This is a genomic window from Acinetobacter sp. YH12086 (assembly GCF_013419345.1).
Classification (GTDB): domain Bacteria; phylum Pseudomonadota; class Gammaproteobacteria; order Pseudomonadales; family Moraxellaceae; genus Acinetobacter; species Acinetobacter amyesii.
Window position 1 is genome coordinate 15,242 of sequence record NZ_VPAF01000008.1, and the last position, 22,992, is coordinate 38,233.

Genomic DNA, 22,992 nt, shown 5'->3' on the forward strand with positions numbered 1-22,992 from the left:
TTAGAGAAGTTATTGTTAATGATTCTTATTTAAGGATATTTTGCAAAATTCCTAATTGTCTTCGTTTGTGTTTTGAAAGTTCACGTTTTATAATTCCCTGTCGTTTATAAGATCAGACAGCTGCAGAGTTTATTATATTGTAATGTCTGACTATGCTAGCTTTCCTACGAATTAATTCCAACAAACTCCGGATGGAGTTTTTACTTACAGGATGCCCGCTGTGAAAAGCAACAGACCTGTCAATTTGTCCATGGGTCAAGTTTTAGACGTAAACTTAAAATCCCCTGTGGCTATTGCATCAATTTTACACCGTCTATCAGGTGTTATCGTATTTTTACTCGTACCGGTCCTTCTTTGGATTTTAGACAAATCTTTATCTTCACCTGAAGGTTTTGCGCAAGTTCAAGCTGTGTTTGATAGCTTTATTGTGCGTTTTGTCGTATGGGTATTTGTAGCCGGCTTAATTTATCACCTTATCGGTGGTATCAAGCATCTATTTGCAGATCTTGGCGTTGCTGAAGAACTTCAAAGTGGTCGTATCGCAGCTACTATTTCATTGATCTTGTCTGCAATCGGTATTGTTGCAGCATTTGTATGGATTGTTCTCTAATGAAAAGTGCTACAGGTTTAACAGGATCAGGTTCGCGCGATTGGTTTATCCAACGTGTAAGTGCCGTTGTATTGGCTGTTTATACTATTGTTGTGCTGGGCTGGATCCTTTGCAATAGCGGATTCACTTTTGAGCAATGGTATGGCTTTATGATGACAACACCAATGAAGATTTTATCTTTATTGTCTGTCTTATCTCTTGTTGCGCATGCTTGGATTGGTATGTGGCAAGTATTCACTGACTATGTGACTACTCGTCAAATGGGTCCTTCAGCAAACGGTCTGCGTTTAGTGCTGACTTCTGCAGTGATTGTTGCAGTATTTGCATACGCGATCTGGGCGATCCAGATTTTTTGGGCAAATTGATAGGAAAATATCATGGGCGCTATAACCCCTAAAGAAGATTACACAAATATTCCACACCTAACTTTCGATGCAGTCATCGTTGGTGGTGGTGGTTCAGGTATGCGTGCTTCTTACCAACTTGCTCAAGCTGGTTTGAAAGTTGCTGTACTGACTAAAGTATTCCCAACTCGTTCACACACTGTTGCAGCGCAGGGTGGTATTGGTGCATCTCTTGGTAACATGCAAGAAGATAACTGGCACTACCACTTCTACGATACAGTTAAAGGTTCTGACTGGTTAGGTGACCAAGACGCAATTGAGTTTATGACTCGTGAAGCGCCTCAAGTTGTATATGAGCTTGAACACCTAGGTATGCCATTTGACCGTAACGCTGACGGTACAATTTACCAACGTCCGTTTGGTGGTCATGCTGCGAACTATGGTGAAAAACCAGTTCCACGTGCATGTGCTGCTGCCGACCGTACAGGTCACGCTCTTCTTCATACGCTTTATCAAAGCAACGTGAAAATGGGTACTCAATTCTTCGTTGAATGGATCGCACTTGATTTGATCCGTAATGAAGAGGGTGATGTGCTTGGTGTGACAGCAATTGACCAAGAAACAGGTAAAATTGCAGTATTCCAAGGTAAAGCAACATTGTTCGCTACTGGTGGTGCTGGTCGTGTTTACCGTGCATCTACTAACGCTTATATTAATACTGGTGACGGTCTTGGTATGGCAGCTCGTGCAGGTATTCCATTACAAGATATGGAATTCTGGCAATTCCACCCAACAGGTGTTGCGGGCGCAGGCGTATTGTTGACAGAAGGTTGTCGTGGTGAAGGTGCGATCCTTCGTAACGATGCTGGTGAGCCGTTCATGGAACGTTATGCTCCGACACTGAAAGACTTGGCACCTCGTGACTTCGTATCACGTTCAATGGACCAAGAAATTAAAGAAGGTCGTGGCTGTGGTCCTAAGAAAGACTACATCTTGCTTGATATGACGCATCTTGGTGCTGAAACAATCATGAAACGTCTTCCATCTGTATTTGAGATTGGTAAGAAATTCGCGAACGTTGACATCACTAAAGAGCCAATTCCTGTAGTACCTACAATCCATTACCAAATGGGTGGTATTCCTACAAATATTCATGGTCAAGTGGTTGTACCTGTATCTCGTGAAACTGAAGCTTTGGTTGCGAACTACAATAAAGAAACTGGTGTGTACTCACACAATGCGGGTGACCGTGATTTCACTAAACCAGTGAAAGGTTTCTATGCAATTGGTGAATGTTCATGTGTATCTGTACATGGTGCTAACCGTCTAGGTACAAACTCATTGCTTGACTTGGTTGTATTTGGTAAAGCTGCTGGTGAACATATTGTTGACTATGTAACTAAACACCACGGTGATGAATATGCGCCGCTTCCTACAACTGTTCTTGAAAAAACTTTGAATCGTGTTCGTCATCTTGATGAATCAACTTCTGGTGAAAATGCTCAAGAAGTTGCAGATGCAATCCGTGACATCGTTCAAGATCACGCTGGTGTATTCCGTACATCTGCACTTCTTGAAGAGGGTGTGAAACAGATTCTTGCGCTCGAACCACGTGTACGTAACATTCACTTGAAAGACAAATCTAAAGTATTTAACACAGCGCGTGTTGAAGCTCTAGAAGTTGAAAACCTGTATGAAGTTGCGAAAGCGACACTGATTTCTGCGGCTGCACGTAAAGAATGTCGTGGTGCGCATACAGTGGTAGATTTTGAATTACCACCTGATCATGCTGACTACCCATACGGTCGTCGTGATGATGAGTGGATGAAACACACTTTATGGTTCTCTGTAGATAACCGTCTTGAGTACAAACCAGTACGTTACAAGCCTTTATCTGTAGATGCTATTCCGCCTAAACCACGTACATTCTAATTGGGAGAAGTAAGATGAGTAGAGGTACTCGTACATTTAATATCTACCGCTACGATCCTGATAAGGATGCAGCTCCGTACATGCAAACTTTTAAACTAGAGTTGACTGATAAGCATCGTATGTTGCTTGATGCACTTCTAGCATTAAAAGTTCAAGACGAATCATTAACATTCCGTCGTTCATGTCGTGAAGGTATTTGTGGTTCTGATGGTGTAAACATTAATGGTAAAAATGGTTTGGCGTGTCTTTGGAACCTAAATGACTTACCAGAAGTGATCACAATTCGTCCACTTCCAGGTCTTCCAGTAATTAAAGATTTGGTTGTAGATATGAATCAGTTCTACGATCAGTACAATAAAATCCATCCGTTCCTAATCAACAATCAGCCTGCGCCTCCTAAAGAGCGTTTGCAGTCTCCTGAAGAGCGTGAACATTTAGATGGTTTGTACGAATGTATTCTTTGTGCATGTTGTTCAACTTCATGTCCATCATTCTGGTGGAACCCAGACAAGTTCTTGGGTCCTTCAGCATTGTTGAACGCATATCGCTTCATCATTGACTCTCGTGATACAGCAACTCAAGAGCGTTTGGCTCGTCTTGACGACCCATTCTCATTGTTCCGTTGTAAAGGTATCATGAACTGTGTATCTGTATGTCCTAAGGGTCTTAACCCAACTAAAGCAATCGGTCACATCCGTAATATGCTTTTAGATCTAGGTTAATAGATTTAGCAGTAAAAAGAAGCGCACCATTGGGTGCGCTTTTTTTGTCATATATAAAAGTGATGATAGTGAAAGTTATTCGCTGTCATTGCAGAGTGTTATAAATGGATTTCATAGAAACGTAGTGAATTAAAAGTATAAAGTGATAGATAAATGGTTATTTATTGATGAAACGCTCGTTCAAGTCTGTCAAAAGGATTAGAAGATGTTATTATGTAACGTAGTAAAAAGAGAGAGGATAGGAATGTCAGCTCTCTTTTGTTTTTGTATATGAGATGAGGTAATAATCGAACGTAGACTTTTGTCTTAATTGAAAGATCATTTTATATGTAGCACCATATCATAGATGAAAATACAAACAGTGTATTTCGCTAATTTATGAGAGGTATGTGTCAAAAAAATCAATTGAAAATGCTCGAACGTGTTAGCATTTAAAGTATCACTATATGTAAAAAATGACTTTGAATTGGGTACATTTTTTCTACAATTTAAGCGCTGTAGAAGGTATATAAATGTTAATAAAGTCGCTTTAGAAAAGATAATTGCGAAAAATTTATTTTTTCTAAGATGATTTGCAAAAATTGCCCGATTTAGGTCGGGTATTTCTCAATGAGTAATGATGCCGCTGAGGGCGTTATTGTTCATTAATCACATTGGGTAATCCTAATGTAGTGATAACGCCTCAAGGCTTAAGCCTAATGGGGACTAATGTCATATTACCAATTTGACATTACTAATCATGGGTTCGCTTAAAAAGCATCCTGAAATGTTTTGCAATAGGAAATGGGTCCACAAATGCAAGAAGTTGCTGACGCACTGCGTCTTGACACTGAACTTAGCGCTGACAGTGCAGCGTATATTGAAGAACTTTATGAGCAGTATCTAACGGCTCCAGACTCAGTAGAGGCTGATTGGCGTGAATACTTCGATAAATTCCCGAAAGGTGATCAACCACACAGCAATGTACGTGAGCAATTCCTATTATTAGGCCGTAATTCAAGCCGTGTTCAGCCAGTAGTGCAAAGTGCAGTAAGTTCTGAGCATGAACGCCGTCAAATTGGTGTATTACAGTTGATCGCTGCATACCGTAACCGTGGTCATCAAAACGCAAAATTAGATCCACTTGGTCTTGCAAAACGTGAAATCGTGCCTGATCTAGATCTTGCTGCGCACGGTCTAACTCAGTCTGACTTAGATACTGTATTTAATACAGGTAACCTTGCAATCGGTAAGTCTGAAGCAACACTTGGTGAAATGGTTCAAGCAATGGAAGCAACTTATACTGCTTCAATTGGTGTTGAATACATGCACATTGTTGATACAAAAGAAAAACGTTGGATTCAACAACGCCTTGAAGGTACTCGTGGTCAATTTGGCTACACTGCAGACCAGAAAAAACACATCCTTGAACGTCTAACTGCAGCTGAAGGCCTAGAAAAATATCTTGGTAACAAATTCGTTGGTGCGAAACGTTTCGGTGTTGAGGGTGGTGAATCTTTCATTCCTATGGTGAATGAACTTATTCAACGCGCAGGTTCAGTAGGCTGTAAAGAAGTGGTTATCGGTATGCCTCACCGTGGCCGTTTAAACCTTCTTGTAAACATCATGGGTAAAAACCCAGCTGATCTATTTGGTGAGTTTGAAGGTAAATCTCTGCATAAAAAAGGCTCTGGTGACGTTAAATACCACCAAGGTTTCTCTTCAAACGTAATGACTCCGGGTGGCGAAGTTCATTTGGCATTAGCGTTTAACCCATCACACTTAGAAATCGTTGGACCTGTAGTAGAAGGTTCTGTACGCGCACGTCAAGTACGTCGTAAAGATATCGGTGGTGATGATGTATTACCAATCATCGTTCACGGTGATGCTGCATTTGCAGGTCAAGGTGTAAACCAAGAAACCTTCCAAATGTCACAAACTCGCGGTTATACCGTGGGTGGTACAGTTCATATCGTTGTAAACAACCAAGTTGGTTTCACAACGTCTGACCCACGTGATGCGCGTTCTACAGAATACTGTACTGACATCGCGAAAATGATCCAAGCACCGATCTTCCATGTGAACGGTGATGATCCTGAATCTGTATTATTTGTTTCTCAATTGGCACACGATTTCCGTCATACATTCCGTAAAGATGTTGTAATCGATATGTTCTGCTACCGTCGTCGTGGTCATAACGAAGCCGACGAGCCAGCTGCAACTCAGCCAATGATGTATCAAATCATCAATAAAAAAGCGACAACACGTACGCTTTATGCTGACAAGCTTGTACAAGAAGGTGTTCTTGATCGCGCTTCTGCTGATGCAATGGTTGAACAGTATCGTTCTGACCTTGAAGCAGGTAAACACGTTGCAAATGCGTTGGTACTTGAGCCAAATACAAAAATGTTTGTGGACTGGAAACCTTACTTAGGCCACGAATACACAGATAAATGGGATACCACTTTCCCAATCGAACGTCTAAAAGAGCTTGGTGCGAAAATGCGCGAGCTTCCAGAAGGCTTCGTGATGCAACGTCAGGTTGCTAAAGTGATTGATGACCGTCTGAAAATGCAGACTGGTGAAATGCCATTGAACTGGGGTGCTGCTGAAACATTAGCTTACGCGTCTCTTCTAGATGAAGGTTTCCTTGTTCGTTTAACAGGTGAAGACGTTGGTCGTGGTACATTCTCACACCGTCATGCAAAACTTCATAACCAAGTAGATGGTTCAACTTACATTCCATTATGTAACTTGAAAGAAAACCAACCACGTACAGCTATTTATGACTCATTATTGTCAGAAATGGCGGTTCTTGCATTCGAATACGGTTATGCAACGACTCTTCCGAAGAGCCTTGTCATTTGGGAAGCGCAATTTGGTGACTTCGCAAACTGTGCACAGGTTGTAATCGATCAGTTCATCGCGTCTGGCGAAACTAAGTGGGAACGTGTATGCGGTCTGACTATGCTTCTTCCACATGGCTTTGAGGGTCAAGGTCCTGAGCATTCATCAGCTCGTTTAGAGCGTTTCTTACAGCTATGTGCTGAAGAAAACATGCAAGTGATCACACCGACTACACCAGCGCAGATTTACCATGCGATGCGTCGTCAAGCACTTCGTCCAATCCGTAAACCAATGATCGTGACTTCACCGAAGTCTCTTCTTCGTCACAAACTTGCAACGTCTACTTTAGAAGAACTTGCAAATGGTTCATTCCAAACTGTGATCGATGAAATTGACAATATCAACAAGTCAGACGTAACTCGTCTAGTGCTTTGTGGTGGTAAGGTTTACTACGACTTACTTGAAAAACGTCGTGAAAAAGAATTGAACAACACAGCAATCGTTCGTATTGAACAATTGTATCCGTATCCAGAAGCACGTCTTGCTGAAGTTCTGGCACAATATCCAAACGTTAAAGAATTGGTTTGGGCTCAAGAAGAACCGAAGAACCAAGGTGCATGGTTATTCATCGCTCCGCGTCTTTATGACGACGTGATGAAAGCGGGCAAACAAGTTCGTATTAGTTATGCAGGTCGTGAAGCTTCTGCTGCACCGGCTTGTGGTTCACCATATTTGCACGCAAAACAACAAGCTCAGCTCGTAAATGATGCTTTAGCTATCGTAGCTGAATAACAGGAGATTCTTAATAATGGCAACCGAAATTAAAGCACCGGTATTCCCAGAGTCAGTTGCTGACGGTACAGTTGCAACTTGGCACAAACAACCAGGTGAAGCAGTATCACGTGACGAAGTGATTTGTGATATTGAAACAGATAAAGTTGTTTTAGAAGTTGTAGCTCCTGCTGACGGTACGATTTCTGCAATCGTTAAAAACGAAGGCGATACAGTTTTATCGAACGAAGTGATTGCGACTTTTGAAGAAGGTGCTGCTTCTGGCGCTGCTCAAACTCAAGCTGTTCAATCAGAAGAGAAAGTAGAACAAGCTGCTGCGCAAACTCAAGCGGGCGCTGCTCCTGTTGTTGAACGTGCTCAACCTGTTGCTGATCAAGCTCCTGCAGTGCGTAAAGCATTGACTGAGTCTGGCATTGCTGCTGCTGACGTTGCTGGCACTGGCCGTGGCGGTCGCATCACTAAAGAAGATGTTGCAAACCATCAAGCTAAACCAGCTGCTCCTGCTGCTGCGCCATTAAGCGTTGCTGTTGGTGAACGTATCGAAAAACGTGTTCCTATGACTCGTCTTCGTAAGCGTGTTGCTGAACGTCTACTTGCTGCAACTCAAGAAACTGCAATGTTGACTACGTTCAACGAAGTAAACATGAAACCAATCATGGAAATGCGTGCGCAATACAAAGATGCTTTTGAAAAGCGTCATGGTGCACGTCTTGGCTTCATGTCATTCTTTGTTAAAGCGGCAACTGAAGCACTTAAACGCTACCCAGCTGTAAACGCTTCGATTGATGGCAATGACATCGTTTACCACGGTTTCTACGACATCGGTGTTGCTGTATCAAGTGACCGTGGTCTAGTAGTTCCAGTTCTTCGTGATACTGACCGCATGAACTATGCTGAAGTTGAAAACGGTATCCGTGCATACGCTGGTAAAGCGCGTGATGGTAAATTGGGTATCGAAGATATGACTGGCGGTACATTCACTATTACTAATGGTGGTACTTTCGGTTCTTTGCTTTCTACACCTATCTTAAATACGCCACAAACTGCGATTTTGGGTATGCATAAAATCCAAGAACGTCCTATGGCTGTAAATGGTCAAGTTGAAATCTTGCCAATGATGTACTTAGCGCTTTCTTATGACCACCGTCTAATCGATGGTAAAGAAGCAGTAGGCTTCCTTGTAACAATCAAAGAATTGTTAGAAGAACCAGCTAAGCTAATCCTTGATCTTTAATACTTCAGAATAATGCAATGGGCTTAGAGCGATCCTCTAAGCCCATTTTTGGAGATACACATGTCTCAATTTGATTTAGTTGTTATTGGTGGCGGTCCTGGTGGTTATGAAGCTGCTATCCGCGCTGCTCAATTAGGCTTTAAAGTAGCTTGTATTGAAAAACGTATTCATAAAGGTAAACCATCTTTAGGTGGTACTTGCTTAAACGTGGGTTGTATCCCATCTAAAGCATTACTTGATTCATCTCACCGCTATGAAGATACCGTTCATCACTTAGATGACCACGGTATTACGACTGGTGAAGTGAAATTTGATCTTGCAAAACTGCTTGATCGTAAAGACAAAATTGTTAACCAATTAACAATGGGTATTGATGGCCTACTTAAAGGCAATGGTATCGAATGGTTAAAAGGTACAGGTAAATTACTTGCAGGTAAGAAAGTTGAGTTTGTATCTCACGAAGGTGAAACTCAAATTTTAGAACCTAAATATGTAATCCTTGCATCGGGTTCTGTGCCGGTAAATATTCCTGTTGCTCCTGTAGACCAAGACATTATTGTTGACTCTACTGGTGCGCTTGAGTTCCCAGAAGTGCCTAAACGTCTTGGCGTAATCGGCGCGGGTGTAATTGGTCTTGAACTTGGTTCAGTATGGCGTCGTCTTGGTTCTGAAGTTGTTGTATTTGAAGCAATGGATGCATTCTTGCCAATGGCTGATAAGGCTTTGGCAAAAGACTACCAAAAAGTATTGACTAAACAAGGCCTTGATATCCGTGTTGGCGCTAAAGTTGCTGGTACAGAAGTCAATGGCCGTGAAGTTACTGTTAAGTACACTCAAGGCGGCGAAGACAAAACTCAAACTTTCGATAAATTGATCGTTTGTGTGGGCCGTAAAGCATATGCAGAAGGTTTATTGGCCGAAGATTCAGGCATTAAACTCACTGAACGCGGTTTAGTTGAAGTAAACGATTGGTGTGCAACTTCAGTTGAAGGTGTATACGCAATTGGTGACTTGGTACGTGGTCCAATGCTTGCACATAAAGCAATGGAAGAAGGCGTAATGGCTGTTGAGCGTATCCACGGTCACGCAGCTCAAGTGAACTATGACACTATCATCTCTGTAATTTACACACACCCAGAAGCGGCGTGGGTTGGTTTAACAGAAGAGCAAGCGAAAGAAAAAGGCCACGAAGTTAAAACAGGTCAATTTGGTTTCGCTGCAAATGGTCGTGCAATGGCTGCTGGTGAAAACGCAGGCTTTGTTAAGTTTGTTGCTGATGCGAAGACAGATCGTCTACTCGGTATGCACGTGATTGGACCTGCAGCGTCTGATATCGTACACCAAGGTATGATCGCACTTGAGTTCGTATCAAGTGTTGAAGACCTACAGTTAATGACTTTCGGTCACCCGACATTCTCTGAAGTCGTTCACGAAGCTGCACTTGCAGTCGATGGACGTGCAATTCACGCGATTCAGCGTAAACGTAAATAAGATGTAAAAAGAGCGGCTTAGGCCGCTCTTTTTTGTTTCAGATGGTTGTTTTAATTTGAATAATCATCTAAAAATAAAGATAAGAAATATTTTAAGATTTAAAAAGGTTAAAGCTGCTTTGACGGATGTCTGGGCTTTAATGGGTCATAACAAAGCGAAGAAAGAGTAAAAGGTTGTTCAATGAATCTACACGAATATCAAGCTAAAGCGTTATTAAAAAAATATGGTATGCCAGTCCAAGAAGGCGTATTTGTAACTACCGCAGAAGAAGCAGTCAAAGCTTTTGAGCAACTGGGTGGTAAGTTTGCGGTACTCAAAGCCCAAGTGCATGCAGGTGGTCGTGGTAAAGCAGGCGGCGTTAAAGTCGTAAAATCTGCACAAGAAGCCACTGATTATGTGAACCAAATGGTCGGCTCACGCTTAGTCACTTATCAAACAGATGCATTAGGTCAACCCGTCAGCGGTATTTTGGTATCTGAAGATGTTTATCCAGTAGAGCGTGAATTGTACCTAGGTGCTGTAGTTGACCGTTCTAGCCGTCGTGTGACCTTTATGGCATCGACTGAAGGCGGTGTTGAAATTGAGAAAGTTGCAGAAGAAACGCCTGAAAAAATTATTAAAGTTGAAGTAGATCCTCTAGTGGGATTGTTACCATTCCAAGCACGTGAAGTGGCGTTTGCTTTAAACCTAAAAGATGGTCAAGTGAATCAATTTGTCAAAATCATGTCTGCGGCTTATCAAGCATTTATTGAAAATGATTTTGCTTTATTTGAAATTAACCCGTTATCCGTACGTGAAAATGGCGAGATTTTATGTGTGGATGCAAAAATTGGTATCGACTCAAATGCTTTATATCGCTTACCAGAAATCGCAGCACTACGCGATAAAACGCAAGAAAATGAGCGTGAGCTGAAAGCCTCTGAGTTTGATCTGAACTATGTTGCCTTAGAAGGCAATATTGGCTGTATGGTGAATGGTGCTGGTCTAGCGATGGCAACCATGGACATCATCAAGCTATATGGTGGTCAACCTGCAAACTTCCTAGATGTCGGAGGCGGCGCGACCAAAGAACGCGTAATTGAAGCCTTTAAAATCATTTTGGCGGATAGTTCTGTGCAGGGTGTATTAATTAATATTTTTGGCGGAATTGTACGTTGTGACATGATTGCTGAAGCAATTATTGCAGCGGTTCAAGAAGTAAATGTGACTGTACCTGTGGTTGTTCGTCTAGAAGGGAACAATGCAGAGTTGGGTGCAAAATTACTTGATGAATCAGGTTTGAAATTGATTTCTGCAAATGGCTTGGCTGATGCTGCAGAAAAAATTGTTGCTGCGGTAAAAGGCTAAGGGAGTAGAGATCATGAGCGTATTAGTTAATAAAGACACCAAAGTATTGGTACAAGGTTTTACCGGTAAAAACGGCACATTCCATTCTGAACAGTCAATTGCTTACGGCACAAAAGTGGTCGGTGGGGTGACTCCGGGTAAGGGCGGCACACAACATTTGAATCTACCCGTATTCAATACCATGAAAGAAGCGGTACGTGAAACGGGTGCAACGGCAACTTCGATTTATGTACCGGCACCATTTGTCCTAGATTCAATTATTGAATCGATTGATTCAGGTGTTGAGCTGATCGTTGTGATTACGGAAGGTGTACCGACACTCGATATGCTAAAAGCTAAACGTTACCTAGAAACCTATGGTAATAATGCACGTCTAATTGGTCCGAACTGTCCAGGGATTATTACTCCGGGTGAATGTAAGATCGGTATTATGCCGGGGCATATTCATCAACCGGGTAAAATCGGCATTATCTCGCGTTCAGGGACTCTGACCTATGAAGCTGTAGCGCAAACCACGAAGCTGGGTCTAGGTCAGTCGACGTGTATCGGTATTGGGGGAGATCCAATTCCGGGCATGAACCAAATTGATTGCTTAAAGCTGTTCCAAGACGACCCACAAACTGAAGCGATCATCATGATTGGTGAGATTGGTGGTACAGCAGAAGAAGAAGCGGCTGAATATATCCAGTCGAATGTAACTAAGCCTGTTGTAGGTTATATCGCGGGTGTGACTGCACCAAAAGGTAAACGTATGGGACATGCAGGCGCGATCATTTCGGGCGGTAAAGGCACAGCAGAAGAGAAATTCGCTGCCTTTGAAAAAGCCGGTATGGCCTATACCCGTAGTCCTGCTGAATTAGGCTCGACTATGTACGAAGTTTTAAAGTCTAAAGGTCTTGCTTAAGTACGGTAAGTTTCTGTTAATAAAAACCCCTCAAATGAGGGGTTTTTTTATTTTTATTTTATAATAGTGGTTGAATAGTAAAGAAAATTTATAAAATCAGCATATTCTCATTCATTATTAACACTTTAGTATGAATAATTAACCAAATTTAATCGGTTAAAACATGATATAATGTGAAACACATCACATTAATTTAATTTGATGAATAATTACTCTTCTAACGTGAATAATCATGATTTATAAATCTTATTTATCTCGTCTATGTTTCTTGTCGATTTTTTCGAGCCTTCCTACGATTGTATTTGCAGTTGATAATATTGATCAGCAAAGAGAACAAAGTGTTGCGGATATCCGTGTCGGTAAATTGGATCAGGGATTTAACCAATTACAAGTTTTATTAGCGCAACATCCTGAAAATCAGAAGCTCATTGCAGATTACACGCTCCTGCGTTATGCAAATGCAACCTTTAGCTCTAGAGATGTGGCCTACTTGGCGAAGATTAGTCCAGCGACGTTTCCAGATTATGGCAAAGTCAGTGTCATCAAAGCTTTACGTGATCTTAAACAATATGATCAAGCCTTACAGTGGGCACAAAAATTTTATCAGCAGGATCAATCGGAACACTGGTTGATTTGGCAGGGTGTGTTGCTGGCAGAATCAGGTCAAAAAGATCAAGCAAAACAAAAAATGGCAAATCTCAACTTACAGTCGCTTGGTGCAGATTATCTTTCGCAACTATCTTATGCCTATCGATTATTGGATATGCCTGCTGAATCGCTCAATGCAGCGAAATATGCGCTAGAAAAACAGCCAAATGCAGATACCCAAGAACAGTATGTCTTGGCTCTGTTGCAAAATAGCGATTTTGCCACTGCGCAAAGCTATATTCAGGCCAATGGACTCAATGGTTCTACGCCAGTGTTGCAACATTTGCTCAAGATGAATGAGTTCTCACAGCGTATCCAACAAGGCATTCAAGCCTCAAAAAATGCGTTTGATATGAAGCGTGGGGCAACGGCATTTGAACCACTAGATCGTGTTCTGGCTGAAATGAGTGCTTATGAAGACTCACTTCCTGCAGATGAAGCCAGTAAACGTAAATTTTATTATGAATATATCTATGCCTTAAATGCACGTAATGCTTCAAAGCAGGCACTAGCACAAGTAGAAAAAACCGGTCAAACAGCTAAAGAAATGCCTGCTTATGTACGACATGCTTTGGCAGACAGTTATTTAAAATTACGTCAACCTGAAAAAGCTGAGCCTTTATATCAGAGTTTATTTGCTGAAAAAAATTATGCTGACTATAACGTCTATGCTGGTTTGTACTATAGCTTGATCGAACAAGAAAAATTTAAACAAGCCAATCAGTTAATTGAGACCATGGACAAACAGTTGCCGACCTTTGTTTATAGTAATGCGAAAGGGGTTGATAAGGCGCCACACGATGATCGTACTGAATTTATTGCGTTGAAGGGATTGAACTTTGCTTATCGCAATGAACATGAAAAAGCTGAACGTTATTTCAATAACTTAACAGCAAAGGCTCCCGGCAATATCGGGTATCAAAATAATTTGGCATTAATTCAACGTTGGCGTGAAAAACCAGAGCAGTCCCAGCACACTTTGGCGCAGCAGAACAGCTTAGAGCCAATTTCACAGGGAACGCAAATTAACCGCATGCAGAATTTTCAAGCTTTAAGTCAAATTCAAGCTTGGCGTGAACTCAATCAATATATGGTCAGCCATGTCGGTGATGATACGGGCGTAAAACAAAGTAAAAAAGAATTGGATGATCGGAATCGTGCGTCAATTCAACATCAAAGTACCTTTGCGAAAAGTGAGTCTGATGATCCTCGTGTACAAAATCGCCTGAAAGGTTCACGTGAACAGGAAAACTGGACGCGTATCAATAGCCCATGGTTTTACGATAATTATCGACTCTTTGCAGACCATAGCAATCGTTGGTCGAAGTATGAGTCTGGCAAATTAAAAGACCAGCGGATTGGCATGGGTTTAGAGTGGGCTTCGGATCGTAAAGCTGCATCTGCATTATTCTCTCAAAGCACCGATGGCGACCGTTTTGGTGTGCAATTGGATTGGTCACATTGGTTAAATGATCATTGGAACTATGCACTGGGTTATGACAGCCAAGCGGATATTCCATTGCAATCTTTGGCACAGGATCATGAAGGGCAGGCTTATCGTTTTGCATTGAACTGGCAACAAAATGAATCACGCAAGGCAGGCGCAAGTTTTCAATTGACCGATATTGATGATGGAAATCTACGCCAAGAACTCTCTGGATATTTTAAACAACAATTCCAGCAATCTCCGCATCATATTTCTGCGGCAACACTGCGTGGTTATTACGGAAAAAATGATCCGGTTGATGTGCCTTATTTTAACCCTGAACATAACTATAGCGCTGAAGTGACATTGGAACATGATTGGATGACATGGCGTGATTATGAACGTCATTTTAACCAACACTTTGCAGCAACTATCGGTACATTCAGACAAAAAGGATACTCAAGTCGTCCGATTTATAATTTGTATTATCAACATGATTGGCAACTCTCACGCACGTGGAAATTGAACTACGGCATAGGTTGGGGTTCACATCCGTATGACGGAAAAGATGAAGATCGTAGTTATGCAGTTGTTGGTTTTGAGGGGCGCTTCTAATGAAAAATACATTAATACACCGCATGTTGAAGCAAAGCTTAGTTCTAGCTGTGACTTTGCCCATCAGTACGACATATCTTTTTGCTGACAATAATGTGCCAAAAACTGCAAATTTGGCGATGCCTGAACTTGATGAAAGTACCGCACATAACCAATTTGTAACGCTGACCTTTCATGATGTTCGAGATGATGTAGCCAAACGTGGTGACCGAGATGTCTATGCGATTAGTACGCAAAATCTTGGGCAATATTTTGCGTGGATTAAACGAGAAGGTTGGCAACCCATTCGTTTAGAAGATGTCATGCAGGCTCGCTTACAAAAGAAAAAGCTACCTGAAAAGGCGCTGTTATTAACCTTTGATGATGGTGCGCTAAGTAGTTATAGCAAAGTTTTTCCATTGTTAAAGCAATATCAATTTCCTGCAGTTTTTGCTATTCCAACCAGTTGGATTAATGGTAATACCAAAGATGCTTATGAAGCTTATGGTGTGGGTAATTTGATGAATTGGGATCAAATGCGGGAAATGCAAAAGTCGGGATATGCCGAATTTGTGTCGCATTCGGATGATCTGCATCATGGTATTTTGGCAAACCCACAAAAAAATATGGAACCTGCTGCGATTACACGTCAGTATTTTCCAGCTCAAAATCGTTATGAAACCGATGCTGAGTTTGAGCAGCGTATTGTGCAAGATTTGAAGAAATCTAAACAAGAACTCGATCGTCAACTGGGTATTCATAGTATGGCAATCTTCTGGCCATACGGTGCAGTTACACCGGAAATTGAGGGATATGCACGTAAAGCAGGACTGCCCATGTCGTTTAGCTTAGGTAATGTGGTCAGTCAGGCAGATTCAGTGCATACCTATCAGCGTGCCTTGATTATGGATAACCCAACACCAGAGTTTATCCACCAAAATATGGAAGACTTTATCGTTGAAGCTCGTGCGCCTTATAAACAACGTAAAACATTCCTGAATTTTAATTTGGCTGAATTACAAGCGCCAACAGCTGAGCAATCAGATCAGAAATTGGGTGGATTATTAGATCAGGTCAATGCGTTAAAAACCAATACATTGCTTTTAAATGCCGCTGTTGATCATGATGGTGACGGCAAAATTGATGCCTTATTTTTCCCAAATTCAAAACTACCGATGCAACAAGATTTACTGAATCGCACTGTGTGGCAAGCCCGTACACGAATTGGTAATCGAGTGTATGCTCAGCTCCCAATCAGTTTGGAGTTACAGCAGGGGATTAATTTGGCAGACCTAACGGCAGATCTATTGAAAAACAATAGTTCGCTTGAAGGTTTAATTATTAACACCGGTAACAGCTTGGACTGTGCAATTCATTCAACACAGTGGTCAACCGCATGTACCGAGCAAGTGCAAAAAATTATTGCGATTAAAGAGCGTAGTAAGGCGCAAGCGCATTTTTATTCCAATATTAGTAATGACAACCAAACCGCGCTCAAAGTGAATTTAACTGGACATCAATTTTCTGGATTAAAACCTTTAGTGACTCGTGCCTTAACAGCATCGGACTTTCTGTATTTAAGTATTAATCCAGGTCAGCATCCGCAAAGTTTTAAAGCTTTTATGTCCGCATTGAAGACTTTGAATACAGAGCAAAAGCAACGTTTGATTGTCAGTTTAGATATCAATCCAAATATGAGCGAGAAAGATTGGACACAGTATCAGCAAAACTATCAGGCTTTACGGGCAGCGTCGGTTCAAAAAATCGGACTGAATAATTATCAGCTTCAGGATGGCGAACGCGTTCAACATCACCTATATCAAAGCATCAGCTTGAATGGCAGTCCACTGACTTATCGTGATCCGTATATACGAGGAGGTCAGTAATGCAAGAATGGGAACTGAGTTTTAACGATCTGTTTTTTGCCTTTGCTTTCCTATACCCCTTGTTTATGGCGTGGATTTGGATTGCTGGAGGCGTGTGGTTCTACTTAAAGCGAGAATGGAAACAACCTGAACTTCCCGTGCCAACCGTACACGGTTGTAGCATTATTGTTCCTTGCTTTAATGAAGAAGCACAGGTACGTGACACGATTCGATATGCGATGCAGAGCCAATATCCAAATTTTGAAGTGATTGCGGTGAATGATGGCAGCAAAGATCGAACCGCTGAAATTTTAGACCAATTGGCACTCGAATATCCGAGATTGCGTGTGGTGCATTTGGCTGAGAATCAGGGTAAAGCGTATGCGTTACGTGCAGGCGCGATGGTCAGCCAATTTGAATACCTGATTTGTATTGATGGTGACGCATTGCTGCATCCGCATTCGGCACTTTGGATGATGCATCATCTGACCAGTTTTCCACGCGTGGGCGCTGTAACCGGTAATCCACGTATTGTGAACCGTTCAAGCATCTTGGGTAAAATTCAGGTTGGAGAGTTTTCTTCGATTATTGGCTTAATCAAGCGATCTCAAAGAACCTATGGTCGTATTTTTACAGTGTCGGGTGCAATTGCAGGTTTCAGAAAAACGGCACTAGACCGCATCGGTTATTGGCGTGATGACATGATCACAGAAGATATTGACGTGTCATGGCGTTTGCAGTTTGATCATTGGGATTTGCACTATGTACCGCAAGCCCTTTGCTATATCTATATGCCAGAAACATTTAATGGACTTTGGAAACAACGTTTACGTTGGGCTCAAGGCGGCATCGAAGTACTATTTGCCTATTTACCTAAAATATTTAAATGGCGTTTACGTCGGATGTGGCCGATTGCATTCGAATCTATCATTAGCGTGATCTGGGCATATGTCATGTTCAGTATTTTTGTCTTGTATTTTTATGGTCTATTTTTCTCATTACCGGGTGAGTGGGCGATCCAATCACTATTACCTCAATGGTATGGAGTGATTTTAGGCGTGACCTGTTTATTCCAGTTCCTCGTGAGTTTATGGATCGATCGCGCTTACGACAAAAAACGCTTACTGCGAAATTATTTTTGGGTGATTTGGTATCCCTTATTTTTCTGGATCTTAGCCATGCTGACCACGGTCGTTGCTTTGCCAAAGACTATTTTCAAAACCCAACAGCGTGCGCGTTGGGTCAGTCCAGACCGTGGATTTAGAGGGGAGGAAAACAATGAACCAAGTTAATTTACAAAATCAGAAGCCGGTTGCAGATTCAGATTTTAAAATTATTCAAGATGAATCATTGCTTGAATTACCTGAATATATTGATAAACCTGAATACGTCAAACGCAAGTCAGCAGGCTATGGTCTGATGGCAGTCGGGTGGATGCTTTGGATGTGGTTGTTTTTACCGCTATTAACCCTTGTGTTTTGGTGGTTTGAAGGCACGGTGGTGTATTCACAGGTTATGGATCAGTCCCAACCGATGACCAGTCTAACGATCATGAAATTGATTTTCTCAATCGGAATCTTTATTTGCTGTCTATTTGTTTGGGCAAGTTATAACTGGCTGCGTTTTCACGGTGAAGACCGACGAAAGGCGCCTGAGAATGCTCAAGATGAAGATTTGGCGAAAAGCTTTCATGTAAAAGCCAGTGATATAGCCACGATGCGAGAATCAAAAAATATCACCTTGCACTATACGGATGAAGGTCAATTAGAACACTATAAAATCAACAGCTGATCAGCGTTCTTCATCAGATCTAAAATCCTAGATCTGATGATGTAGGCATTGGTATCAGTCCGTAGCTAGGGCAGGTGCAAATGCCTTTTTTATTTGCTGTGCATCTGGATGATTTTGCACGAAATCATCTGGATAATACCCAATATGTTGCACACCATGTTGTTCTAGTAAACGGATGGTGTCAGTGAGCTCCTGATTGGAAATGGGTTTTTGATGATTCCAATCGGTCACTTGGAGTTCAAAAATGGTACGGTTCAAATTGGGGTCATATTTTTTGGCACGTTCAATCAAGTTTAAATAAAACTGACGATGGTCATCTGACTTTTCCATATAGGGCATGGCCATGATGGCGTTGTAATCATAATGTTGATAGGTGCTGGCATTGGACTGGCTAAACCATTTTTCACTGTTCGGGTTCAGCACGGCTTCTGCATACATATTACGAGCAAAATGTAAGTCGGGTTGCTGCTGTTTTAAAATCTGACTGATGCCTTCAGCAAATTGATCTAAATAAGCGGTTTTGTAGCGTGAAAATTCAAGCTGCTGCGCATGCTTTGGCTGTCCAATCAATTGTTGATCGAAGCCCCAAGTTTTGTAGGTCTGAAGTGCTGCGGCACTATTATCCTCAAAATCATTGAGGGTAATATCGTCATGAAAGAGAATGCCATCCACTTTATTTTGCTGAATAAAGTCTAGAAAAATTTCTGCTGTGTATTGTTGGTTTTTCGGGTCAAAGGGCGATATCCGAATATAACCTTTCTTTTCACTTTGGCTTTTTACATATTGCAGCGGGTATTGTTTTGGGAACTCCCACGCAATTAAAGGCAGCCATGCATATACAGTTTTTACTTGAGTCTGCTGTCGTATCTCATGCAAAACACGTTGAAATAAATCTGAGCGCATTGGGATATAGCGATTTTTAAAATACACAGCATCAGCCGAACCATTGGCATCAGGGTCTGCAAAAGCTTGTAGAAAAATCGTATTGGCTTCAATGTGACGGATACGTTCGATCAAAGCGCGGATATTTTTTTCTTGTTGAGCCTGATTGGCATCATATACATAATCTAAGTCGATATGCATAATGCGCATACGTTTTGTAATGCTTGGCTTTTGTATATCGCTGGTCAAGGTTTGATGTACAGGATTGGCTGATGCATATTGCTTGACCAAATCTTGTATTGGGTGGTGGGTAATACGTACAGTTTCGGCACTGCTACAGCCTGAAAAGACCAAACCGAGGCAGGTCATTAGGCCTATTAATTTTTTAAAGGGGCGTTTGGAAGTAACGGCATTTAAGGAAGAAGTCATATTTATATTTGCACTGAGCGTATTATCATTCGTGAATGTGTTCATCGCATATTTTGCTGCACGTTTTGGCAGGTATAGCTAAGCAGAATATGATGAATTTGAAGATTGTAGCAAGATTGCAGGGGAAGGGTTATTCTTAAAAGTGTGATTTGGTTTGCACTTTGTTGTGATCCAGTATTTCGTCATTTTACAGTCATGATTTGGTACTGAACGAATTATTTAAGCTCTCGTAAGTCTTCCTTGTCGATGATCTCAATAAAAAAAACCGCAGGATTAAGCTGCGGTTTTTTTAGCGTGTAAAACGAATTAACCAGCTTTTTTGTTTAAGCTCTGAGTTAAACCGTTAATATCGCCACCTTGGATACCAAGCTCACTCATCAAGCTATCAATCAGTGGGGCCTGGCTGCGGTAGCGTAAGGCACTATTCACCACTTGGTCTGATAAGGCAACATTGCCACTGCCTTCGTGGTGAGCATCACCTTGGCAAGAACCTGCATGACCACCATTTAGACCATTTACTTGCAAAATCTTAATGTCATCAATGTTTTCCATTGGTTTAACACTTTCGCGAATGATTTCTGGTAAGTATTTCAGCATCGCTAAACGAATTTGCATTTCAACCTGTTCAGATGACAATACGTTGTTTGCTTCGTTCACTGCACGTGTACCTTCAGCATCAACTTGGTATTGTTTTTCCATCGCTTGAGCCAACAGAACTTTTGCGTCAGCTTCACCTTTGGCTTTTAAGCGAACTTTTTCAGCTTCGGCTTCAGCTGCAATACGGATAGCTTCAGCCTCATCTGCGGCTGCTTGTTTACCCGCTTCAGCCGCGACAGTAATGGCAATCGCATCTTTCTCCGCTTTTTCTTTCGCAGAGACCAATTCAACAGCTTTTTGACGTTCAGCTTGTTGGATTTGACGAACGGTAATCACTTCTTCTTCGGCTTTTACCGCTTGAGCACGTGCTTGATCGGCATGTGCTTTAGCTTCAGATTCGGCACGAGATTTTTCAGCAATGGCAATGGCACGGTCTTGCTCAGCGAGTTCAATGGTTTTCTTTTGTTCCACTTGGGCTTGCTGAATAATTTGTGACTTTTGAATATTTTGATTTTCAACGTCACGTGCAGCAGTAATACGCTTTAAGTCAACTTCACGTTCAGCAGCAATACGCGCTTCTTCGGCTTCACGTTTTTTCGCAGCTTCTTGTGATGCAATTTCTGCAAGCTGTTCTGCACGACGGATTGAAATTTCACGTTCTTGTTGCAGTTTTGCATATTCTTCTTCACGCAAAATTTGTAGACGTGCTTGTTCTGCTTCTAAGTTCTTGGTCTTAATTGCAAGATCTGCATCTTGTTCAATCGCATTACGTTTACGACGACGGTCTTCAATGGTTTCTGTCAGTTTAGTTAAACCTTCAGCATCGAACGCATTTTGTGGGTTAAAGTATTTAAAGCCTGTTTGGTCTAAGCCAGTTAATGAAACAGTTTCAAGTTCCAAACCGTTTTTATGTAAATCTTCAGACACCACTTGCTGAACTTTTTGTACGAAGTCGACGCGTTTTTCATGCAACTCTTCCATCGCCATTTCTGCGGCAACTGCACGTAATGAGTCAACAAATTTGCCTTCAACCAAATTCTTAAGTTCATTCGGTGACATGGTCTTTTGACCTAACGTTTGTGCTGCGGTAGCAATCGAATCTGCGGTTGGTTTCACACGGACATAGAACTCCGCCATCACATCGACACGCATACGGTCACGTGTAATCAGCGCTTGGTCATCTGCACGGCGTACTTCAAGACGTAGGGTGTTCATATTGACTGGAATAATTTCATGCAGCACCGGAAGCACAATGGCACCGCCACCTAAAATCACTTTTTCACCGCCGAAGCCTGTACGCACAAATGAAATTTCTTTACTTGAGCGACGATAAAGTCGAGCAATAATAAAACCAATAAAAATAAGTGCGGCAAAAATTATCCCGACTGAAACAAGGATACCGCTTGGAATAATGTCTAACATGGACGTTTATCTCTTTTGTTGTAGTTCAAGTTAACCCTCTAAAGTGCTAACAAGTTTGGTTTAAAAATCAGTATTTTGTTGACTCATCATGACTTCGATATATGCAGAAGGTATGACGTGTTAAATGTATTTATATGGTGTTAAAAGAACTGATCGAGCATCAATTCATTAAAAATTTAGAGCATGGTGGCTTGAAAGCCTACATTTGTTTTTTGGGTTAAAACCACTGATTGACCTTGGCTGAAAATTTCATCTTGTTCAGGTTCAACCAAAATATAATGGGTCAATCCGTGTTGATCTTTGACTTTGGCTTGAGCAGGAGACTGGGGTCGTGCATCACCCAAAATGATCGTGGCCGTTCTACCGATCAATTCATCACTATAAATGGCAGTGGTTTCATCTTGGGGTAAAATACGGGCAATGAGCATTGCGCTAAAACGTACGAAGGGCATGCACAGAAAAATACAGGCTGGTGCAATAATCCATGCACTGAACATCATACTGGTCATTTGGTTAACGATGGCTTGAATAGCAAAGCCCAATAAACTATAGACACATAAGAAAATGATGAGCCATACAAACAGTGGAATACGACCCAAATACAACCAATCGAGCACACGTGTCACGATACCTGCATCGGCATCTACACCTAGCTCTGCATTATGACCAACATCCTCAGGTAGGAATTGATCTAAGAAGCCTTGAGAACCACCCCCTAAAATTGTTAACACAATCTCAAAAAGTCCAAACAAGAACATTAAGCAGAGACTGATGCTAAACACGATATTAGACGGGTGAGTAAACAATTCCCACATTATATTTATCTCTATATTTATGCTTATAAAAAATCAAAAAAAAATAATTCTGGCCGAATTTTTTTCAGTAAATAAAATAACATTATCTGTCGAAATTGTGTAAAAAAATTACAGATCAGATTAACAAAAAGTCGGCTTTTATGTGAGCTATTACTAAGTTTTTCTTTAAAAATAGGTGATCAATTAAGTCAGGATTATCTAAATCTAAAGTTAATAGTATTTCTGCTTTACCCATTTAAGATTTAAGTCATTGTGATCAATCAAATTTTCAGCCTAATTGCAGATATATAAGTGGTCGTGCTCAAGGGAGAGAAATGGCCT

16 protein-coding genes are annotated in these 22,992 nt (G+C 41.4%); 13 read left to right on the forward strand and 3 right to left on the reverse strand.

Annotation, left to right across the window (positions count from 1 at the left end; genetic code table 11):
* The first annotated feature begins 211 nt into the window (after positions 1–211).
* The 13 genes from sdhC to pgaD all read left to right on the forward strand — a co-directional run bounded on the left by sdhC (position 212) and on the right by pgaD (position 18,526).
* A complete protein-coding gene (gene sdhC, locus FTU29_RS10210) occupies positions 212–610 on the forward strand; it encodes a succinate dehydrogenase, cytochrome b556 subunit (protein WP_078192993.1) in 399 nt (132 codons plus the stop codon).
* Positions 610–975, forward strand: a complete 366-nt coding sequence (sdhD, locus tag FTU29_RS10215) for a succinate dehydrogenase, hydrophobic membrane anchor protein (protein ID WP_078189907.1) — start codon at positions 610–612, stop codon at positions 973–975. The genes sdhC and sdhD overlap by 1 nt, the downstream gene beginning before the upstream one ends.
* A gap of 12 nt (positions 976–987) precedes the next feature.
* Positions 988–2,886 carry a succinate dehydrogenase flavoprotein subunit gene (sdhA, locus tag FTU29_RS10220; RefSeq protein ID WP_078192991.1) on the forward strand — a complete coding sequence of 633 codons (1,899 nt, stop codon included), beginning with the start codon at positions 988–990 and terminating at the stop codon, positions 2,884–2,886.
* Between the two features lie 14 nt (positions 2,887–2,900).
* On the forward strand, positions 2,901–3,608 hold the full coding sequence (locus FTU29_RS10225; RefSeq protein ID WP_078189905.1) for a succinate dehydrogenase iron-sulfur subunit: 708 nt from the start codon (positions 2,901–2,903) through the stop codon (positions 3,606–3,608).
* A 795-nt stretch (positions 3,609–4,403) separates the two neighbouring features.
* Positions 4,404–7,226 (forward strand): 2-oxoglutarate dehydrogenase E1 component, encoded by a 2,823-nt coding sequence (locus FTU29_RS10230; RefSeq protein WP_111884450.1) that lies wholly within the window; start codon positions 4,404–4,406, stop codon positions 7,224–7,226.
* 16 nt (positions 7,227–7,242) lie between these two features.
* Positions 7,243–8,460 (forward strand): 2-oxoglutarate dehydrogenase complex dihydrolipoyllysine-residue succinyltransferase, encoded by a 1,218-nt coding sequence (gene odhB, locus FTU29_RS10235; RefSeq protein ID WP_078192990.1) that lies wholly within the window; start codon positions 7,243–7,245, stop codon positions 8,458–8,460.
* 60 nt (positions 8,461–8,520) lie between these two features.
* Positions 8,521–9,951, forward strand: coding sequence for a dihydrolipoyl dehydrogenase (lpdA, locus tag FTU29_RS10240; protein ID WP_168379217.1), 1,431 nt, complete (start codon positions 8,521–8,523; stop codon positions 9,949–9,951).
* 180 nt (positions 9,952–10,131) lie between these two features.
* Positions 10,132–11,298: an ADP-forming succinate--CoA ligase subunit beta gene (gene sucC / locus FTU29_RS10245; protein ID WP_078192988.1), complete on the forward strand. Its 1,167-nt coding sequence runs from the start codon at positions 10,132–10,134 to the stop codon at positions 11,296–11,298.
* A gap of 13 nt (positions 11,299–11,311) precedes the next feature.
* Positions 11,312–12,202 (forward strand): succinate--CoA ligase subunit alpha, encoded by an 891-nt coding sequence (gene sucD, locus FTU29_RS10250; protein WP_180121689.1) that lies wholly within the window; start codon positions 11,312–11,314, stop codon positions 12,200–12,202.
* 232 nt (positions 12,203–12,434) lie between these two features.
* Entirely contained in the window at positions 12,435–14,891 is a 2,457-nt protein-coding gene (pgaA, locus tag FTU29_RS10255) for a poly-beta-1,6 N-acetyl-D-glucosamine export porin PgaA (protein ID WP_180121691.1), read from the forward strand.
* Positions 14,891–16,756 carry a poly-beta-1,6-N-acetyl-D-glucosamine N-deacetylase PgaB gene (gene pgaB, locus FTU29_RS10260; protein WP_257226918.1) on the forward strand — a complete coding sequence of 622 codons (1,866 nt, stop codon included), beginning with the start codon at positions 14,891–14,893 and terminating at the stop codon, positions 16,754–16,756. Before pgaA ends, pgaB (FTU29_RS10260) begins: the two co-directional genes overlap by 1 nt.
* Positions 16,756–18,027 (forward strand): poly-beta-1,6-N-acetyl-D-glucosamine synthase, encoded by a 1,272-nt coding sequence (pgaC, locus tag FTU29_RS10265; protein ID WP_180121693.1) that lies wholly within the window; start codon positions 16,756–16,758, stop codon positions 18,025–18,027. Before pgaB (FTU29_RS10260) ends, pgaC begins: the two co-directional genes overlap by 1 nt.
* Complete coding sequence (gene pgaD, locus FTU29_RS10270; RefSeq protein WP_180085132.1) at positions 18,014–18,526, forward strand: poly-beta-1,6-N-acetyl-D-glucosamine biosynthesis protein PgaD; 513 nt, start codon at positions 18,014–18,016, stop codon at positions 18,524–18,526. The genes pgaC and pgaD overlap by 14 nt, the downstream gene beginning before the upstream one ends.
* 54 nt (positions 18,527–18,580) lie before the next feature.
* Here the strand turns inward: pgaD and pgaB (FTU29_RS10275) are convergent, their stop codons facing one another.
* From pgaB (FTU29_RS10275) to FTU29_RS10285, 3 genes are all read right to left on the reverse strand, one after another.
* Complete coding sequence (gene pgaB, locus FTU29_RS10275; protein ID WP_180121695.1) at positions 18,581–19,837, reverse strand: poly-beta-1,6-N-acetyl-D-glucosamine N-deacetylase PgaB; 1,257 nt, start codon at positions 19,835–19,837, stop codon at positions 18,581–18,583.
* 306 nt (positions 19,838–20,143) lie between these two features.
* The gene (locus FTU29_RS10280) at positions 20,144–21,856 is read right to left on the reverse strand and encodes a flotillin family protein (RefSeq protein WP_078192981.1); all 1,713 of its coding nucleotides are present in this window, start codon (positions 21,854–21,856) and stop codon (positions 20,144–20,146) included.
* Positions 21,857–22,032: 176 nt separating this feature from the next.
* Entirely contained in the window at positions 22,033–22,671 is a 639-nt protein-coding gene (locus FTU29_RS10285; RefSeq protein ID WP_180007473.1) for a YqiJ family protein, read from the reverse strand.
* Positions 22,672–22,992 lie beyond the last annotated feature (321 nt).

What these genes read in the sequence shown, in the direction of transcription:
- sdhC (WP_078192993.1), top strand. Translation starts at nt 212, where the DNA reads ATGCCCGCTGTGAAAAGCAACAGACCTGTCAATTTGTCCATGGGTCAA.
- sdhD (WP_078189907.1), top strand. Translation starts at nt 610, where the DNA reads ATGAAAAGTGCTACAGGTTTAACAGGATCAGGTTCGCGCGATTGGTTT.
- sdhA (WP_078192991.1), top strand. Translation starts at nt 988, where the DNA reads ATGGGCGCTATAACCCCTAAAGAAGATTACACAAATATTCCACACCTA.
- FTU29_RS10225 (WP_078189905.1), top strand. Translation starts at nt 2,901, where the DNA reads ATGAGTAGAGGTACTCGTACATTTAATATCTACCGCTACGATCCTGAT.
- FTU29_RS10230 (WP_111884450.1), top strand. Translation starts at nt 4,404, where the DNA reads ATGCAAGAAGTTGCTGACGCACTGCGTCTTGACACTGAACTTAGCGCT.
- odhB (WP_078192990.1), top strand. Translation starts at nt 7,243, where the DNA reads ATGGCAACCGAAATTAAAGCACCGGTATTCCCAGAGTCAGTTGCTGAC.
- lpdA (WP_168379217.1), top strand. Translation starts at nt 8,521, where the DNA reads ATGTCTCAATTTGATTTAGTTGTTATTGGTGGCGGTCCTGGTGGTTAT.
- sucC (WP_078192988.1), top strand. Translation starts at nt 10,132, where the DNA reads ATGAATCTACACGAATATCAAGCTAAAGCGTTATTAAAAAAATATGGT.
- sucD (WP_180121689.1), top strand. Translation starts at nt 11,312, where the DNA reads ATGAGCGTATTAGTTAATAAAGACACCAAAGTATTGGTACAAGGTTTT.
- pgaA (WP_180121691.1), top strand. Translation starts at nt 12,435, where the DNA reads ATGATTTATAAATCTTATTTATCTCGTCTATGTTTCTTGTCGATTTTT.
- pgaB (WP_257226918.1), top strand. Translation starts at nt 14,891, where the DNA reads ATGAAAAATACATTAATACACCGCATGTTGAAGCAAAGCTTAGTTCTA.
- pgaC (WP_180121693.1), top strand. Translation starts at nt 16,756, where the DNA reads ATGCAAGAATGGGAACTGAGTTTTAACGATCTGTTTTTTGCCTTTGCT.
- pgaD (WP_180085132.1), top strand. Translation starts at nt 18,014, where the DNA reads ATGAACCAAGTTAATTTACAAAATCAGAAGCCGGTTGCAGATTCAGAT.
- pgaB (WP_180121695.1), bottom strand. Translation starts at nt 19,837, where the DNA reads ATGACTTCTTCCTTAAATGCCGTTACTTCCAAACGCCCCTTTAAAAAA.
- FTU29_RS10280 (WP_078192981.1), bottom strand. Translation starts at nt 21,856, where the DNA reads ATGTTAGACATTATTCCAAGCGGTATCCTTGTTTCAGTCGGGATAATT.
- FTU29_RS10285 (WP_180007473.1), bottom strand. Translation starts at nt 22,671, where the DNA reads ATGTGGGAATTGTTTACTCACCCGTCTAATATCGTGTTTAGCATCAGT.